Source organism: Stutzerimonas balearica DSM 6083 (assembly GCF_000818015.1).
GTDB classification, from domain to species: domain Bacteria; phylum Pseudomonadota; class Gammaproteobacteria; order Pseudomonadales; family Pseudomonadaceae; genus Stutzerimonas; species Stutzerimonas balearica.
The window spans coordinates 1,194,376-1,211,152 of sequence record NZ_CP007511.1; the positions used below are offsets into that span (position 1 = coordinate 1,194,376).

The following is a 16,777-nucleotide window of genomic DNA, read 5'->3' on the forward strand; positions in this document are numbered from 1 at the left end:
CTGGCAGGGATCTGCCAAGGGTGTGGAGTCATTGCTAAGCCTGCCAGTTGTTGTTGTGTGGTCGTGGGCTTGCGGGGCACGGCCACCGCTGCACGAGGCAGCGGCGCGGTGCCGATAACGTGCTGGACTATAGCAGGCTGTATTCAGCTATGCGAACAATTGAATTGCATTTTGTACACAATGATTCAGGCGTCCGGCTGCAGTTCGCGCGCGACGTTCTCCGCCAGGCCCGTGCCGGCCTCGGTCATCGTCAGGTAGGTCCGATCTGCACCGGCAGCCTGGATGCGCTCGGCGATGTCTTCGTACATCGCATGCGAGACGATCAACCCGGTGAAGCCGATGTCGCGCAGCTTGGTGGTCGAGATGATCTTTGCCTCGGCGTCGTTCATCGCCAGTACCACCGCCTTGACCTGGTTCATTTCCAGGGTCTGCCAGAACATCTGGTCCTCGGCGTCTGCGAAGAAGATATTGCGGCCTTCGGTGAGGTTGCGCTGGACCATCACCGGGTCCGAGTCGAGGCTGACCAGGCGGAAGCCCTTGCCTTGCAGGTGATCGTAGGCCGCGCGCCCGGTGCGCCCCATGCCCATCACCAGGATCTGCGCGGCGCCGAGCGACACCGGCTGCTCGTCCGGGTGGCGGATGTTGCGTTCCAGCGGGATCAGGCGGCGCGCCAGGCGATCGTAGAGCGGGTGCGAGAGGCGGTTGAGCTGCGCGGAAACGACGAACGACAGCGCCACGGCGACTGCGAGCGGCGTCAGCCATTGCGGCAATACCACGCTGGCGACGATCAGGCCGAACTCGCTGTAGTTGGTCAGGCTCGTGGCGCTGAGAAAGGCGCTGCGCGCGCGCAGGCGGAAGCCCAGGAAGAGAAAGAAGAACAGCACGCCCTTGAGAGGCAGCAGCAGTGCGACGACGGCGGCGAAGATCATCGCGTCGCTGTCGGGCAGGCCGCGGATGCCGATCTGCAGAAAGAAACCGACGAGAAAGACTTCCTTGATCGCCCACAGCGAGTTGGATAGCTCCGTGGCGCGCTTGTGCTTGGCCAGCATGGCGCCGAACGCCAGCGCACCGAGCTCGGAGCTCAGACCGACGCTTTCGAAGCCGACTCCGCCGACCACCAGCGCCAGCATCAGGCCGAGCAGCACCAGCAGCTCTTCGTGACCGGAATGGTCGAGCAGGCGGAACAGCAGCGGGCGCAGCAGGGGCAGCAGGAACACCAGCAGCGCCCAGGGCGAGGGGACCTGGCCGGCGGCCAGGCTCATGACCACCAGCGCGATGAGGTCCTGGATGATCAGCACGCCGATCGCGACCCGCCCGTGAAAGGCCTTCAGCTCCCGTTTGCCTTCCAGCACCTTGGCCGCCAGCACGGTGCTGGAAAACGACAGCGCGACGGCGATCAACAGGCTGTCGCGCCAGCTGGCATCGAAGATGAACACCACCGCCGGCAACACCAGCAGGCTGGAAATGGCGAAGTGCAGCAGGCTGCCGCCAATGACCTCGCGCCTGGCCAGGTTGCTGAGCTTGAGCTTGAGGCCGACGGTGAACAGCAACAGCAGCACGCCGAGGTGGGCCAGGTGCTGAAGGATCTCGCTGTCGTCCGGGCCGACGCCGATGCGCTCGCCGGCCGCGGCCAGGGCAAAGCCGGCGCCGAGGTAGCCGATCAGCGGCGGCAGGCCGATGGACCGGGCCACGAGGCCCAGAACGAACGCGAAGGCGATCCAGCTGGCTTCAATCATCGAGGGGCTTCCGGGACGGGCGGGGCGCCGAATTGTAACGGCCGGACGCCGGTTGTCGAGTACGAGCGGCCTACCGGTCCGCCGCGTTCGGGCGCTGGCCGAGCCGACGGCCCAGCGACGTGCGGCGGATCACCAGTTTTTCCAGCTCGGCGACCAGCAGCACGAGCAACCCCGCGGCGAGCGCCTGCAGCCACTGCAGGAGCGTCAGGTCGACCGAACCGAACAGCGCCTGCATCGCTGGCGCGTGGGTGAACGCCAGCTGCAGCGGCAGGCACGCTGCGATCGACAGCAGCACGTAGGGGTTGGCGGTCAGCCCGCGGCGATTCAGCACCGAGGCAAAGATCGAGCGGCTGCTGACCAGGTAGAAGATCTCGGCCATCACCACGGCATTGACCGCCAGGGTGCGTGCGGTCTGCACGTCGCCGCTGCGCTGCATTTCCCAGAGGAACACGCCCAGCGCGCCGATCATCATCAGCAACGAGACCATGACCACGCGCCAGGCGAAGAAGCCGCTGAGCAAAGGCTCGCTCGGTGGCCGGGGCGGGCGCGTCATGATGCCCCGTTCGGCCGGCTCGAAGGCCAGCGCCAGCCCGAGCGTGCTGGAGGTGACCAGGTTGACCCACAGTACCTGTGCCGGGGTCATCGGCAGCGCCAGCTCGAAGAGGATCGCGGCGATCACCACCAGCGCCTCGCCGCCGTTGGTCGGCAGCGAGAACAGCACGAACTTCTTCAGGTTGTCGTACACCGCGCGGCCTTCGCGCACGGCTGCGGCGATGGTGGCGAAATTGTCATCGGTCAGCACCATGGCGGCGGCTTCCTTGGCCGCCTCGGTGCCCTTGAGGCCCATCGCCACGCCGACATCGGCGCGCTTGAGCGCCGGTGCATCGTTGACCCCGTCGCCGGTCATGGCGACCACTTCGCCGCTGGCCTGCAGGGCCTCGACCAGGCGCAGCTTGTGCTCGGGGCTGGCCCGGGCGAAGACGTCGACGTCGCGCACCACGCGACGCAGCTCGGCGTCCTCCATCAGCGCCACCTCGGCGCCGGTGATTGCCGCACTGCCATGGCCGATGTCCAGCTGCGCTCCGATCGCGCGGGCGGTTTCGGCGTGGTCGCCGGTGATCATCTTCACCTGGATGCCGGCGCGGTGGCATTCGTTGACGGCGGCAATGGCTTCCTCGCGCGGCGGGTCGATGATGCCGACCAGCGCCACGAGGCCGAAGCCGCCGTGCATATCGCTCGCCTGCAGATGCCCGCTTGCCGGTTCGGCACGCTTGCAGGCCAGGGCCAGCAGGCGCAGGCCGCGCGCGGCGATGTCGGTGGCCATGCGCCGCCAGTAGTCCGCGTCGAGCGGCTGCGCGCCGCTGTCACCGAGCTGGTGGTCGCACATCTCCATCAGCCGTTCCGGTGCGCCCTTGACGAACAGCCAGCAGGCGCCGTCGCTGTCGCGGTGCTGGCTGGCCATGAAGCGGTGCTGGGACTCGAAGGGAATCGAGTCGAGGCGTGGCCAGGCGGCATCGGCAATGTGCTGGGTGAAGCCGACCTTGCCGCCGAGCACCAGCAGCGCGCCTTCGGTGGGGTCGCCGTCGACCTGCCAGTGGCCGTCGCGTTCGTGCAGCCGCGCATCGTTGCACAGCACGCCGATGCGAATCGCCAGCGCCAGGGACGGGTAGTGGTCCGGGTCGATGATGCGCCCGTCGAGGGTGCAGTCGCCAACCGGCGCGTAGCCCACGCCGCCGACCTCGAAGCGGTGCGCCGCGCAGACGACGCGTTGCACGGTCATCTCGTTGCGCGTCAGGGTGCCGGTCTTGTCCGAACAGATCACCGTGACCGAGCCGAGCGTCTCCACCGCCGGCAGGCGCCGGATGATGGCGTTGCGCTGGGCCATGCGCTGCACGCCGAGCGCCAGGGTAACGGTCATGATCGCCGGCAGGCCTTCGGGAATGGCGGCAGCCGCCAGGGCCACGACCATGAGAAACATGTCCTCGGCGCCGTGGCCGCGCCAGAGCGTGCCGAGGGCGAAGGTGAGGGCACAGACGGCGAGGATGACAAAGGCCAGCACGCGGCCGAAGCGGTCGACCTGGCGCAGCAGTGGCGTGGCCAGTTGGCGGATGTCGGTCAGCAGGCGATTGATCTGGCCGAGTTCGGTATCGCTGCCGGTGCCGACCACCAGGCCCGTCGCTTGGCCGTACACCACAAGGGTGCCGGAATAGGCCATGTCGTAGCGATCACCGAGCGGTGCGCTGGCGGCGACCGCCTCGATGTGTTTTTCCACCGGCAGCGATTCGCCGGTCAGCGCCGCCTCCTCGACACGCAGCTCCCTGACCGTGAGCAGGCGCAGGTCGGCCGGCACGCGGTCGCCGGAGGCCAGTAGCACACGGTCGCCGGGCACCAGCTCGGCGGCGTCGATCTGTCGGCGGCTGCCGTCACGGATGACGGTGGCCTGGGTCGAGAGCATGCCGCGAATGGCATCCAGCGCCGCTTCGGCCTTGCCTTCCTGGATGAAGCCGATCACGGCATTGATCACCGCGGCCGCCAGCAGCACGGCGGCGTCCACCCAGTGCTCGAGCAGCGCGGTGATGACCGAGCTGGCGAGCATCACGTAGAGCAGGATGTTGTGGAACTGCGCGAGCAGGCGCATCAGCGGGCTGCGGGTCTTCGGCGGGGCGAGGCGGTTGGCGCCGTAGCGCTGCAGGCGTGCGCGCGCCTCGTTCTCGCTCAGGCCGCTTGGGCCGGTGTCCAGTCGCCGGGCGACTTCCTCGGTGGGCAGGCTGTGCCAATCGGTGCGTGGAGCGCGGCTTGCATCCTGGCTGGAGCGGTCTTTCATCGAGACACCCTGGGCGGCAACGGCGTGATCGCAGACGTCTCCAGCCTAGCCAAGCGTGACTGGCGATGGCTGACTTCAGGCAAACCGGGGGCATTTTCGAGGCGGTGAATTTGTAACAGCCGACGAACGCGGCGGGGGGCGGGGTGCTGCGAGGGAGGCGCCGGGGCGTGACCCCGGCGCTTGCGCTCAGTCGATGTGGGCGCCCGTGGCGATCCAGCTGGCGATGAGGTCACGCTCGTCCTGGGTCATCTGGGTGATGTTGCCCAGTGGCATGATCTGGCTGGCGACGCTCTGGGCGTGGATCTTCGCGGCCTGCTGGCGGATCTGCTCGGGCGTGTCGAACATCACCCCGGCCGGTGCGCTGGCGAACATCGGGCTGCTCGGCTTGGCCGAGTGGCAGACGGCGCAGCGCTCTTCGATGACCTTGTTGACCTCGGCAAAGCTCGGCGCCTGGCCTTGGGCCTCGACCGTGACGCTGGCCTGCTCCGGCGAGGTGGCGGCCAGGTTCGGCGCGCTGTTCGGGCGGTTCGGCGAGGTGACGAAGGCCAGGCAGATCATCCCCACCGCGGCGGCGGGCAATGCCCAGGCGAAGCGGTTGCTCTCGTGGCGGGTGTTGAAGAAGTGGCGCACCAGCACCGAGAGCGCGGCCAGGCCGGCGAGAATCAGCCAGTTGTACTGGCTGCCGTAGGTGCTCGGGAAGTGGTTGCTGATCATGATGAACAGCACCGGCAGGGTGAAGTAGTTGTTGTGCCGCGAGCGCAGCAGGCCCTTGGCCGGCAGCACCGGGTCGGGCGTGCGATTCTGCTCGATGGCGGCGACCAGGGCGCGCTGGGCCGGCATGATGATGCGGAACACGTTGCCGACCATGATGGTGCCCATCAGCGCGCCGGTGTGGATGTAGGCCGCGCGGCCGCTGAAGATCTGCGAATAGCCCCAGCAGGCGGCGATCACCAGCACGAACAGCACCAGGCCGAGCAGCGCGGGGGTCTTGCCCAGCGGCGAGTCGCACAGCAGGTCGTAGACGAACCAGCCGACGATCAGCGAGCCGAAGCCGATCGCCACGGCAGTGGCGGGCGCCAGCTCGCTGCCCGGTGCGATCAGGTACAGGCTCGGGTTGAGGTAGTAGACCACCAGCAGCAGGGCCACGCCCGACAGCCAGGTGGTGTAGGCCTCCCACTTGAACCAGTGCAGGTTCTCCGGCATCTGCGGCGGGGCGAGCTTGTATTTCTCCAGGTGGTAGATACCGCCACCGTGGATGGCCCAGAGGTCACCCGACAGCCCTTCGCGCGGATTGCTGCGGTTGAGGTTGTTCTCCAGCCAGACGAAATAGAAGGAGGCACCGATCCAGGCGATGCCGACGATCATGTGTATCCAGCGAATTCCCAGGTTCAGCCATTCGGTCAGATGTGCGTCCACGTTGATTACCTCTTGTACGGCGGCTGCAGCTGCCGTCCTTTCTTCTTATGGGTATCGGTCCGAGTCACCGCGCGCGGTTGGGCTCAGCGCGAAACCTGTTGGGGGTCGAGGAGGAGTTGCTGATCCTCCGTGAAGAAGTACTCGTCGCAGTTGTTGCCAGAACCGCTGCGATCGACCACCAGGAATTCATCCCGCTTTTCGATCGTCAGCACCGGGTGGTGCCAGACGCCGCGGTGGTAATTGACGCCCTGCCTGCCGTTGCTGCGGAAGGCGCGGACGTGGCCCGGTACAGGTGCATCGCCAAGTGGCGCGACCACGACCAGAAAGGGGTGGCCGAGCAGCGGCACGAAGGCCTGGCTGCCCAGCGGATGACGTTCCAGCATGCGGATGACCAGCGGCATTTCCAGCGCTTCGGCACTGAAGATGCTGATGATCGCCCTGTCCTCGGGTTCGGCCGTCTCGACCGTGGCCAGCTTGTGATAGCGGCGGGTCGAGCCGTTGTTGATCATGAAGAACTCGCTGCCTTCGGTCTCGATGACGTCGCCGAAGGGGGCGAAGGCTTCCTTGGTCAGTGGCTCGATGGTCAGGGTGCGCATGGTTTGCTCGTTCAGTTAGTGGATGCTTTTCATTATTCGCCGGGGCCGCCCCCTCACCCCGGCCCTCTCCCCAAGCGGGAGAGGGGGCACAAGGTTGAGCCCTGCGCCGCGCCAGTTCCCTCTCCCCTCTGGGGAGAGGGTCAGGGTGAGGGGATCCGATCCCGCTCCTTACTTCGCCACCTTGCCGAACAAGCGCAGCCGGCTGACGCCGCCGTCCGGGAAGATGTTCAGGCGCACGTGGGTCACCGGGCCGAGCTTGGCGATCTGCTCGACGAACTCGTGCTCGGCGTGCATGGAGAGCTTCTGGCTCGGCAGCAGTTCACGCCAGAACAGGCTCTGGGTCTCGATCTGGCTGTCGGTGCCGCCTTTGACGTAAGCCGCCTGGATCGAGCAGCTGTCCGGGTAGTTGCCCTTGAAGTGCAGGGTATCGACGACGATGCGCTCGATCTCGCCCGGGTGGCCGAGGGCGACGATCACCCAGTCATTGCCGGGGGTGCGACGGCGGGCGGTTTCCCAGCCGTCGCCCATGTTCTCGCCACGGTTGGGGTTGAGGATGTTGCTCATGCGGCCGAAGTGCTCGTCGGAGCAGGCCAGCGCGCGGCCACCGTTGAGGGCGGCGGCGAGGTCGATCTGCTCGTTGTCGCCGATGCTGCTCCAGTCGCGGTACGGAATGCCGTGCACGCGCAGACGGGCGACGCCGCCGTCCGGGTAGATGTTGAAGCGCAGGTGGCTGACCGGCTTGTCGAAGGCGATCTCGTGGTAGTGATGGCTGTTGCCCTTGAGCTCGACGGCCGGCAGGACTTCGGTCCAGACGGTGTCGTCGTTCGGATCGCCTTCAGCGACGAAGCAGGCTTCCAGCGAGGCCGACGGCGGGTAGTTGCCGGTGAAGTGGCTGGTGTCGATGTCCACGCCCTTGATCCAGCCCGGTACGCCGAGGCGGATCACCGCATGGTCGTAACCTTCGAAGCGCTTGCGGCGCGACTCCCAGCCGTCCATCCACTTGCCGTTGTCATCGAACACGCCCTCCTTCCATACGGCCGGCGTCGGCTGGAACAGCCGGTTGACGTCGGCGAACCAGTCGTCAGTGACGGAAATGGCGCGGGTGCCCAGGCGGGCGTCGGCCAGGTTGACGTATTTCTCGAAGGGTACGGCGTAAGCTTTCATGGACTCGTCTGCCTTGGATGAGAAGCGGTTTCTGTCATTACTGCCTTTGTTGCGGTTGGTGCTCGTTACATCGCCTGCAGGCGGAACAGGGCGATCTTGTTGATTTCCGCCAACGCCCGGGTGAATTCCTGTTCGGGGCTGTTGTGGATGCGTTCTTCGAACGCGGCGAGGATCTGGTGCCGGTTGCTGCCCTTGACCGCCATGATGAAGGGGAAGCCGAACTTCGCCTTGTAGGCGTCATTCAGTTCGGTGAAGCGGGCGAACTCTTCTGGTGTGCATTCATGGATGCCGGCACCGGCCTGCTCGGAGGTGCTCGATGCGGTCAGCTCGCCGCGGATGGCGGCCTTGCCGGCGAGATCCGGGTGGGCGTTGACCAGCTTCAGCTGGGTGTCGTGGTCGGCGGCGAGCATCGCCTGGGACAGGCGGGTGTGCATCACCTCGACATAGTCCAGCGTCTCGTCGACGCCGGCGCCGTAGACCGTCTCGGCGACCCAGGGCGAATGCTCGTAGACATCGGCGAAGGCGGCGACGAAGGCGTCGCGGTCAAGGGTCGAGGGCTTGATCGTCTTGAACGGGGTCATCAGCTGCGCTCCGCGGTCATGGGGTGGGTGGCGTGCCAGTGGCGTGCGATGTCGACGCGGCGGGCGAACCAGACCTTTTCATGACCCTTCACGTAGTCGATGAAACGGGCCAGCGCGGCCATGCGCGCCGGGCGGCCGAGCAGCCGGCAGTGCATGCCGATCGAGAGCATCTTCGGCGCGCCTTCGCAGCCCTCGGCGTAGAGCACGTCGAAGGCGTCCTTCAGGTAGCTGTAGAAATCGTCGCCGGTGTTGAAGCCCTGCACCTGGGTGAAGCGCATGTCGTTGGTGTCCAGCGTGTAGGGGATCACCAGGTGCGGCTTGACCGGCGCCGAGTCCGGGTCCCAGTAGGGCAGGTCGTCGTCATAGGTGTCGGAGTCGTAGAGGAAGCCGCCTTCCTCGCGCACCAGACGCCGGGTGTTGGGGCTGGTGCGGCCGGTGTACCAGCCCAGCGGGCGCTCGCCGGTCAGCTCGGTGAGGATGCGGATGGCCTCGAGCATGTGCTCGCGCTCCTGGGCTTCGTCCATGTACTGGTAGTCGATCCAGCGATAACCGTGGCTGCAGATCTCGTGGCCGTCGGCAACCATCGCCTTGATGACCTCGGGGTGGCGCTGCGCGGCCATGGCCACGGCGAAGATCGTCAGCGGAATCTCGTGCTGCTTGAACAGCTTGAGCAGACGCCAGACGCCGGCGCGGCTGCCGTATTCGTAGAGCGATTCCATGCTCATGTGGCGCACGCCCTGCAGCGGTTGCGCGGAGACCATCTCCGACAGGAAGGCCTCGGATTCCTTGTCCCCGTGCAGCACACAGCGCTCGCCGCCTTCCTCGTAGTTGAGCACGAAGGACAGGGCGATACGGGCCTCGCCCGGCCACTGCGGGTGGGGCGGGTTGCTGGCGTAACCGATAAGGTCGCGTGGGTAGTCGGCGCTCACGGCAGGGTTCCTATGTGGCGGGTCGCTTGGGTGCGACCGGATGGCTTGATTGTATACAAAATGAAATGCGCTCTGTAAACCACTAAAGGGCTTCATTTCGTCTTTTAGCTACCGGCCCTGCCTCGCCTGCTTTTCCATCAAGCCCGTAAGGCGGGTGGTGTTCGCCTTGTAGTGAAGCAGGAAGCACGGCAGGCGTGGAAGTAATTTATGTATACAAAAATATCGATTATTGTCTTGAGTATGGTCGGGCGCTTTGGCTATGCTCGGGCTATTACAAACAAGCGGAGGTGCCCGTGGGACGTCTGACCACTCACGTACTCGATGCTGCTCACGGCTGTCCGGGCAGTGGTATCAAGGTGACGCTGTTTCGCGTCGAAGATCAGCAGCTGACTGCCGTGGCGACGCGCGAGACCAACGCCGACGGCCGCTGCGACCAACCGCTGCTCGAGGGCGATGACTACCGCTCGGGCGTCTACCAGCTGCATTTCCAGGCGGGGGACTACTACCGCCGTCGCGGTGTGACACTCGGCGAGCCGGCGTTTCTCGATGAAGTGGTGCTCAGGTTCGGTATCGATGCCGGGCAGGATCATTACCATGTGCCGTTGCTGATTTCCCCCTATAGCTACTCGACCTATCGGGGCAGCTGACCGGTTCCCTTCAGTGCAGACTCTCTGGAGTCCCTTTACCCGCCTTATGGCGGGTTTTTTATGGGGAGTAATGTCGCCGGGAAAAACCAGGGGATGGAAAGCCGCGCAGCGTTTGGCTCCTGGGGCGGCGCGCACGCTTGTGTCTGGCAAGGCGCTTTCCTCGTCTCGGGCTACAGGTTGCGCCTCGCACGGCGCCTCACTTTTCTTTGCACGCGGATCGCCGCCCGGCGCAAAGAAAAGTAAGCAAAAGAAAGCGCGCCCCTTCATCCGGGTCCGGGAGCTACGCTCCCGGACTTCCCTCCTTCCGCCAGCACTCCGAGGACCGGCGTAAAGGGCCATCCCTGGCCCTTTATCGCGGGGACGCCTAGTTCTCTCGCGGCATCCATGCCGCTCGCTCCCCTGCGTGCTGGCCCCACTCGGCCGTCTGTAAGGGGAAGAGTGGTGTCGCCTGCTGGGCCGTGCATGAAAAAGCAAAGCGAAGCCAGCCGCTGCTCTTTCAGGCGACTCGGATCGGAACCCCCTTCAGGAGGCCGAACGCAGGCGTTGCGCAGGGGGACGCGAGGCATGGACGCCGAGCGAGTCACGAAGGGGCAGGGATGCCCCTTCGTGACGTGCCCCCGGAGCGGTGCCGGAGTGAGGGAAGTCTGGGCGCGCAGCGACCAGACCCGGATGTCGGGGTCGCCTTCTCTTTGGTTACTTTCTCTTGGCCAGACAAGAGAAAGTGACGCGCCGTGCAAGGCGCAACCTGTAGCTCGGGCCGAGGAAAGCGCCGTGCCGGACACAAACCTACACGTCACCGGTGGTGGAAAACGCTATGCAATTTTCCACCCTGCGGATCTCTTCGGCACCCGCCCCTCAGCGGCTGATCAATGAAGCCGCCCCCGCGCCGCCAAACAGCGCCGCGCTGGTGCGGTTGAACCACACGTGCCCGCGGCCGGTGCGCAGATAGCGCGCCGCCCCTTGCGCGCCCAGGCCATAGGCCAGCTTGCAGCAGAGGTCGAGCACCGCCCAGGTCAGGATCATCACCAGCAGCTGCGGCAGCAACGGCTGCCCGGCGCTGAGAAACTGCGGCAGGAAGGCGGCGAAGAAGAGGATGTCCTTCGGGTTGCTGCCGCCGAGAATGAACGCGCGGCCGAACAGCCGGCTGAAACGCGGAGCGAGGGCCGGGGGTTCGATTTCCCGCGCGGCCGGCGCCTGGCGGGCCTCCTGCCAGCTCTGCCAGGCCAGGTAGAACAGGTACAGCGCACCGATCAGCTTGAGTGTGCTGAACAGCCTTTCCGAGGCCATCAGGATGGCGCCAAGGCCCAGCGCCGAGGCGCTGAGCAGGAGGATCGAGGCCGTGACCCCGCCGAGGAACGCCGGCCATGAGCGGCGCACCCCGTAGTTCAGGCTGTTGCTGATCATCAACAGCGACAGCGGGCCGGGGATCAGGATCACCACCAGCGCCGCACTCGCATACAACAACCAGGTTTCCAGACTCATCACACCCTCCTGACAAATGAAAAAGCCCCGCCGCAATGCGACGGGGCGGCGATGCGCGCCTCGTTCAGAGGAACGCGAATTTGGCGATGAACACCACGCACAGCACGTACAGGCTCAGCGATACCTTGTCGCGCTGCCCGGTCAGCAGCTTCAGCGTGGCATAGGTGAGAAAGCCCAGGGCGATGCCGTTGGCGATGGAGAAGGTCAGCGGCATCATCACCACGGTGACGATCGCCGGGATGGTATCGGTATGGTCCTTCCAGTCGATGTGGGCCATGCCGCTCATCATCAGCATGGCGACGTAGATCAGCGCGCCGGCGGTGGCGTACGCGGGGATCATGCCGGCCAGCGGGGCGAAGAACATCGCGGCGAGGAACAGCGCGCCGACGGTGATCGCGGTCAACCCGGTGCGGCCGCCGGCGGCGACGCCCGAGGCGCTTTCCACATAGCTGGTCACTGGCGGGCAACCGACGAAGGCGCCGACCACGCTGGAGGTGCTGTCGGCCTTCAGTGCCCGCGAGAGGTTCTGGATCCGGCCGTCCTCGTCTACCAGGTTGGCCCGGTGGGCGACGCCCATCAGAGTGCCGGCGGTGTCGAACATGTTCACGAAGAGGAAGGCCAGGATCACGCTGATCATCGCCACGTCGAAGGCTCCGGCGATGTCCATGGCCAGCCAGGTCGGCGCCAGGCTCGGCGGCATCGACACCAGCCCGTTGTATTCGACCAGCCCCAGCGCCCAGCCGATGCCGGTGACGACCAGCATGGCCAGCAGGATCGCGCCGAACACGTTGCGGTGGCTGAGCACGGCGATCAGCAGGAAACAGATGCCGGCGAGCAGCGCAGAAGGTTCACCGAAGGAGCCGAGCGTCAACAGGGTCGCCGGGCTGTCGACGACGATGCCGGCGGTCTTCAGGCCGATCAGCCCGAGAAACAGGCCGACCCCGGCGCCCATGGCGAAGCGCAGGCTCATCGGGATGCTGTTGAGCAGCCATTCGCGGATCCGCGACAGGCTCATGAAGACGAACAGCACGCCGGAGATGAACACCGCACCCAGCGCGATCTGCCAGCTGTAGCCCATCTCGCCGACTACGGTGTAAGTGAAGAAGGCATTCAGGCCCATGCCCGGCGCCAGCCCGACCGGCCAGTTGGCATACAGCCCCATGAGAAAGCAGCCCAGCGCCGCGCCGATGCAGGTGGCGACAAAGGCGGCGCCATGATCGACGCCGGCATCGGCCATGATGTTCGGGTTGACGAAGATGATGTAGGCCATGGTGACGAAGGTCGTCAGGCCGGCGAGCAGTTCGGTACGCACGCTGGTGCCGTGTTCGCTGAGCTTGAACAGGCGATCGAGCAGGCGCGGGGACGAGTGCGGCAGGGCAGCGCTCTGGTGCTGCGACTTGGTGCTTTGCATGGGTGTTCCTCATCGTTCTTGTTGTCGATCACCCGGAGCGGTGCTCCCGAGGGCTGGGTGACGTGCGCGCCCTTCGCTTCCTGGTTAGTTGACCAAGAGGTCAGAAAAGGCTCTCGGCGATTATGGAGTTGTATACAAAAAATGCAAACAGATATCGGGCCATTGATCCTTTCGTTTGGCGTGAATAGCGCCATTCAAGGGCTGTGGAGGGTGAATGTGCATACGCGGTTGTGCACAACAAAACAGAGGGTTGCGACAAAATTTCGCTTCGATCGGCTGCCGGTTCGTTCGCAGACACAGTAAAGTGATGACCTCTCGACCCCTCGGATGCGAGCCCTCGATGAATGACCAGCTGCAGCCCCTGAAAAAGCCGACGCGCGCCACGAAGCGAACCGGGACGCAGGACGACATCGTCTACGCCCATATCTTCGATGCCATTCTCGAGCAGCGCCTGGCGCCGGGGACCAAGCTCAGCGAGGAGGCGCTCGGCGAGATCTTCGGCGTCAGCCGCACCATCATCCGGCGCGCCCTGTCGCGCCTGGCCCATGAGGGCGTGGTGTTGCTGCGGCCCAATCGCGGCGCGGTGGTCGCCAGCCCGAGTGTGGACGAGGCGCGGCAGATTTTCTTTGCTCGCCGCCTGGTGGAAAAGGCCATCACCGAGCTCGCCGTGCAGCATGCCACCACCGAGCAACTGGCCGAGCTGCGGCAGATGGTCGAGGACGAACGTGATTGCTTCGATCGTGGTGATCGTGGCGCTGGTATCCGTCTGTCCGGCGAGTTCCACCTCAAGCTGGCCGAGGCGGCGAAGAACGCGCCGCTGGTGAGCTTCCAGCGCAGCCTGGTCTCACAGACCTCGCTGATCATCGCCCAGTACGAAGGCGGCAGTCGCTCGCACTGCTCCTACGACGAGCACAACGAGCTGATCGATGCCATCGCTGCGCGCGACAGCGACAAGGCGGTGCGCCTGATGATGCACCACATGGACCACATCGACAGCAAGCTCAACCTCGAGGAAGAGGGCGCTTCGGGCGACCTGCACGCGGTGTTCTCCCACATCGTCGCGAAGAAAAAGACCCGCGCGTAGGGAGGATGGCCGCAGCCATCCACGTGGTTCGGTGGTCGGTCTGGCTTCGATATCCGGTTGATGCCCCCGCGTGGAAAACGGCGTTGCGGGTTTTCCACGCTACATCCGGCGCAAATCCGCCGATGGCGCGGCATCGTAGGGTGGATGGCGGCAGCCATCCACGCGGTTCGGTGGTCGGCCAGGCTTCGATATCCGGTTGATGCCCCCGCGTGGAAAACCGCTTTGCGGGTTTTCCACCCTACATCCTGCGCAAACCCGCCGATGGCGCGGCGTCGTAGGGTGGATGGCCGAAGCCATCCACGCGGTTCGGTGGTCGGTCTGGCTTCGATATCCGGTTGATGCCCCCGAGTGGAAAACCGCGTTGCGGGTTTTCCACCCTACATCCGGCGCAAATCCGCCGATGGCGCGGCATCGTAGGGTGGATGGCCGCAGCCATCCACGCGGTTCGGTGGTCGGTCTGGCTTCTATATCCGGCTGATGCGTCCGCGTGGAAAACCGCGTTGCGGGTTTTCCACCCTACGTCCGGCTCGTGCTAACCCTTGCGGTGCACCGATTCGCCGGCGGCGAAGGTCTCCTTCACCGCGCGGTCGTCGCCGAGGATGGTCAGGGCGAAGAGTTTTTCTTCCAGGGGCCTGGCCTGGCGCAGGCGGTAGTCGATCAGCGGCGTGGCCTGGTAGTCGAGCACCACGAAGTCGGCGTCCTTGCCGGGCTGCAGGTTGCCGATCCGATCGTCCAGATAAAGCGCGCGGGCGCCGCCCAGGGTGGCGAGATACAGGGATTTGAAGGGGTCGAGCTTCTTGCCCTGCAGCTGCATCACCTTGTATGCCTCGTTCAGCGATTGCAGCTGCGAGAAGCTGGTGCCGGCGCCGACATCGGTGCCCAGGCCGACGCGCACGCCGAAGCCCTCGACCTTTTCCAGATCGAACAGCCCGCTGCCGAGGAACAGATTGGAGGTGGGGCAGAACGCCACTGCCGAGCCGGTCTCGCCCAGACGCTGGCATTCCTCGTCGCACAGGTGCACGCCGTGGGCGAATACCGAGCGCGCGCCGATCAGGCCGTGGTGGTCGTAAACATCCAGGTAGCCCTTACGCTCGGGGAACAGCGCACGCACCCATTCGATTTCCTTGCGATTCTCGGACAGGTGAGTGTGCATGTAGAGGTTCGGGTATTCCTTGAACAGCTGGCCGGCCAGGGCGAGCTGCTCCGGGGTGCTGGTTGGCGCGAAACGCGGGGTGACGGCGTAGTGCAGGCGGCCCTTGCCATGCCAGCGCTCGATCAATTCCTTGCTGTCGGCGTAGCCGGTTTCGGCGGTGTCGGTGAGGTAGTCCGGGGCGTTGCGGTCCATCAGCACCTTGCCCGCGATCATCCGCAGGTTGCGTTTTTCGCAGGCTTCGAAGAAGGCGTCCACCGACTCCTTGTGCACGCTGCCGAATACCAGCGCCGTGGTGGTGCCGTTGCGCAGCAGTTCGTTCAGGAAGACCTCGGCGACCTCGCCCGCGTGGGCCTTGTCGGCGAAGGCGCGTTCGGTGGGAAAGGTGTAGGTGTCAAGCCAGTCGAGCAGCTGCTCGCCATAGGAGGCGATCATGCCGGTCTGCGGGTAGTGGATGTGGGTGTCGACGAAGCCGGGGGTGATCAGGGCATTCGGGTATTCGACCACCTCGGTGCCGGCCGCCAGCGTCGGCAGCAGCTCGGCGGCGGGGCCGATCTGCGCGACCTTGCCGTCGGCGACGACCAGCAGACCGTCCTCGAAGTACTCATGGGACCGCTCGATACCCACCTCGCGCGGGTCGGCGAGGCAGTGGAGCAGGGCGGCACGGTAGGCTTTGGCTTGAGGCATGAAGATTTCTCGAAAGATCGTTATGTGTTGGCTGTGCGGCAGGTCGTGGTATGCGCAAAGGCTTCACCTGTAGGAGCCAGCTCGCTGGCGAAGGGGGCCATTCGCGAGCAAGCTCGCTCCTACAGCGGCGTCGCGGTTCAACCTGCCTGCGAACGCCGTGATGCCGGCACGAGCATGGGTACCGGCTTTTCACCGTCGTCGGCTTTCTCACCAAAGCTGGCGTTGTAGGTGGCGATCACCTCGCCGGCGATGGACACGGCGATCTCCACCGGCAGCTTGCCCTTCACCTCGGCGATGCCCATCGGGCAGCGCATGCGCTGCACGGTCTCCGGCTGGAAGCCGCGGTCCCGCAGGCGGTGTTCGAACCTGGCGCGTTTGCTCTTGGAGCCGATCAGCCCGTAGTAGGTGAAATCGTTGCGCGAAAGGATCGCGGCGGTCAGTTCCAGGTCGAGCTGATGGTTGTGGGTCATGACGATGAAGTAGCTGCCGGCGGGCATGTTATCCACTTCCTCGACCACATCGTCGTTGACCACCTTTTCCACGCCGCGCGGAATCTCGGCGGGGAACTCGTTATCGCGCGAATCGATCCAGCGCACCTTGCACGGCAGGCTGGCCAGCAGCGGCACCAGCGCGCGCCCGACATGCCCGGCGCCGAACACGGCGATATGCGCCTGCGGCTGGCCCATGGGCTCGAACAGCAGCACCGTGGCACCACCGCAACACTGGCCGAGGCTGGCGCCGAGGGAGAAGCGCTCGAGGCGGGTGTCGCGGCTGCGGCTTTCCAGCATTTCGCGGGCGATCTCCTGGGCCTTGTACTCCAGGTGGCCGCCACCGATGGTGTCGTACAGGCGCTCACGGCTGACCACCATCTTCGAGCCGGCATTGCGCGGCGTGGAGCCGCGCTCCTCGATGATGGTCACCAGCACGCTGGGTTCGCCTTTTTGTTGCAGCTCGGCGAGTGCTTCGATCCAGGACAGGTTGCTCATGGCTTGACTCTTCGTAGGGCGGAAAACCGCGAAGCGTTTTCCACCGGAACATTCGTAATGCGGCCGTGGTGGACAAGCAGAGCG

At 65.4% G+C, this 16,777-nt stretch carries 13 protein-coding genes; 2 read left to right on the forward strand and 11 right to left on the reverse strand.

The annotated features are described in order from the left end of the window. Window positions 1-185: 185 nt before the first annotated feature. The 7 genes from CL52_RS05435 to puuE form a co-directional block, all read right to left on the reverse strand. Window positions 186-1,736, reverse strand: a complete 1,551-nt coding sequence (locus CL52_RS05435; protein ID WP_041107358.1) for a cation:proton antiporter domain-containing protein — start codon at window positions 1,734-1,736, stop codon at window positions 186-188. Between the two features lie 70 nt (window positions 1,737-1,806). Next, entirely contained in the window at window positions 1,807-4,560 is a 2,754-nt protein-coding gene (locus CL52_RS05440) for a cation-transporting P-type ATPase (protein ID WP_043218995.1), read from the reverse strand. Between the two features lie 186 nt (window positions 4,561-4,746). Further along, complete coding sequence (locus CL52_RS05445) at window positions 4,747-5,976, reverse strand: urate hydroxylase PuuD (protein WP_041107354.1); 1,230 nt, start codon at window positions 5,974-5,976, stop codon at window positions 4,747-4,749. 83 nt (window positions 5,977-6,059) lie between these two features. After that, on the reverse strand, window positions 6,060-6,572 hold the full coding sequence (locus CL52_RS05450) for an ureidoglycolate lyase (RefSeq protein ID WP_043218997.1): 513 nt from the start codon (window positions 6,570-6,572) through the stop codon (window positions 6,060-6,062). 168 nt (window positions 6,573-6,740) lie between these two features. Further along, window positions 6,741-7,736 carry an allantoicase gene (gene alc, locus CL52_RS05455; protein ID WP_043218998.1) on the reverse strand — a complete coding sequence of 332 codons (996 nt, stop codon included), beginning with the start codon at window positions 7,734-7,736 and terminating at the stop codon, window positions 6,741-6,743. Window positions 7,737-7,801: 65 nt separating this feature from the next. After that, window positions 7,802-8,317 carry a 2-oxo-4-hydroxy-4-carboxy-5-ureidoimidazoline decarboxylase gene (gene uraD, locus CL52_RS05460; protein ID WP_043218999.1) on the reverse strand — a complete coding sequence of 172 codons (516 nt, stop codon included), beginning with the start codon at window positions 8,315-8,317 and terminating at the stop codon, window positions 7,802-7,804. Next, window positions 8,317-9,246, reverse strand: coding sequence for an allantoinase PuuE (gene puuE / locus CL52_RS05465; RefSeq protein ID WP_041107348.1), 930 nt, complete (start codon window positions 9,244-9,246; stop codon window positions 8,317-8,319). The genes uraD and puuE overlap by 1 nt, the downstream gene beginning before the upstream one ends. A gap of 293 nt (window positions 9,247-9,539) precedes the next feature. Between puuE and uraH the strand changes: the two genes are divergently transcribed. After that, window positions 9,540-9,893 (forward strand): hydroxyisourate hydrolase, encoded by a 354-nt coding sequence (gene uraH / locus CL52_RS05470; protein WP_041107346.1) that lies wholly within the window; start codon window positions 9,540-9,542, stop codon window positions 9,891-9,893. 855 nt (window positions 9,894-10,748) lie between these two features. Here the strand turns inward: uraH and CL52_RS05475 are convergent. Together CL52_RS05475 and CL52_RS05480 are read right to left on the reverse strand one after the other, a co-directional pair. Further along, a complete protein-coding gene (locus CL52_RS05475) occupies window positions 10,749-11,375 on the reverse strand; it encodes a LysE family translocator (protein ID WP_043219000.1) in 627 nt (208 codons plus the stop codon). 64 nt (window positions 11,376-11,439) lie between these two features. After that, window positions 11,440-12,786 carry an NCS2 family permease gene (locus tag CL52_RS05480; protein ID WP_041107342.1) on the reverse strand — a complete coding sequence of 449 codons (1,347 nt, stop codon included), beginning with the start codon at window positions 12,784-12,786 and terminating at the stop codon, window positions 11,440-11,442. A gap of 340 nt (window positions 12,787-13,126) precedes the next feature. Here CL52_RS05480 and CL52_RS05485 point away from each other — a divergent pair, with 340 nt between their 5' ends. Next, window positions 13,127-13,870, forward strand: a complete 744-nt coding sequence (locus CL52_RS05485; protein ID WP_043219002.1) for a GntR family transcriptional regulator — start codon at window positions 13,127-13,129, stop codon at window positions 13,868-13,870. A gap of 532 nt (window positions 13,871-14,402) precedes the next feature. Here CL52_RS05485 and guaD read toward each other — a convergent pair. Further along, window positions 14,403-15,707 carry a guanine deaminase gene (gene guaD / locus CL52_RS05490; protein WP_043219003.1) on the reverse strand — a complete coding sequence of 435 codons (1,305 nt, stop codon included), beginning with the start codon at window positions 15,705-15,707 and terminating at the stop codon, window positions 14,403-14,405. A gap of 137 nt (window positions 15,708-15,844) precedes the next feature. Then, window positions 15,845-16,693, reverse strand: a complete 849-nt coding sequence (gene xdhC / locus CL52_RS05495; protein ID WP_043219005.1) for a xanthine dehydrogenase accessory protein XdhC — start codon at window positions 16,691-16,693, stop codon at window positions 15,845-15,847. Window positions 16,694-16,777: the final 84 nt, after the last annotated feature.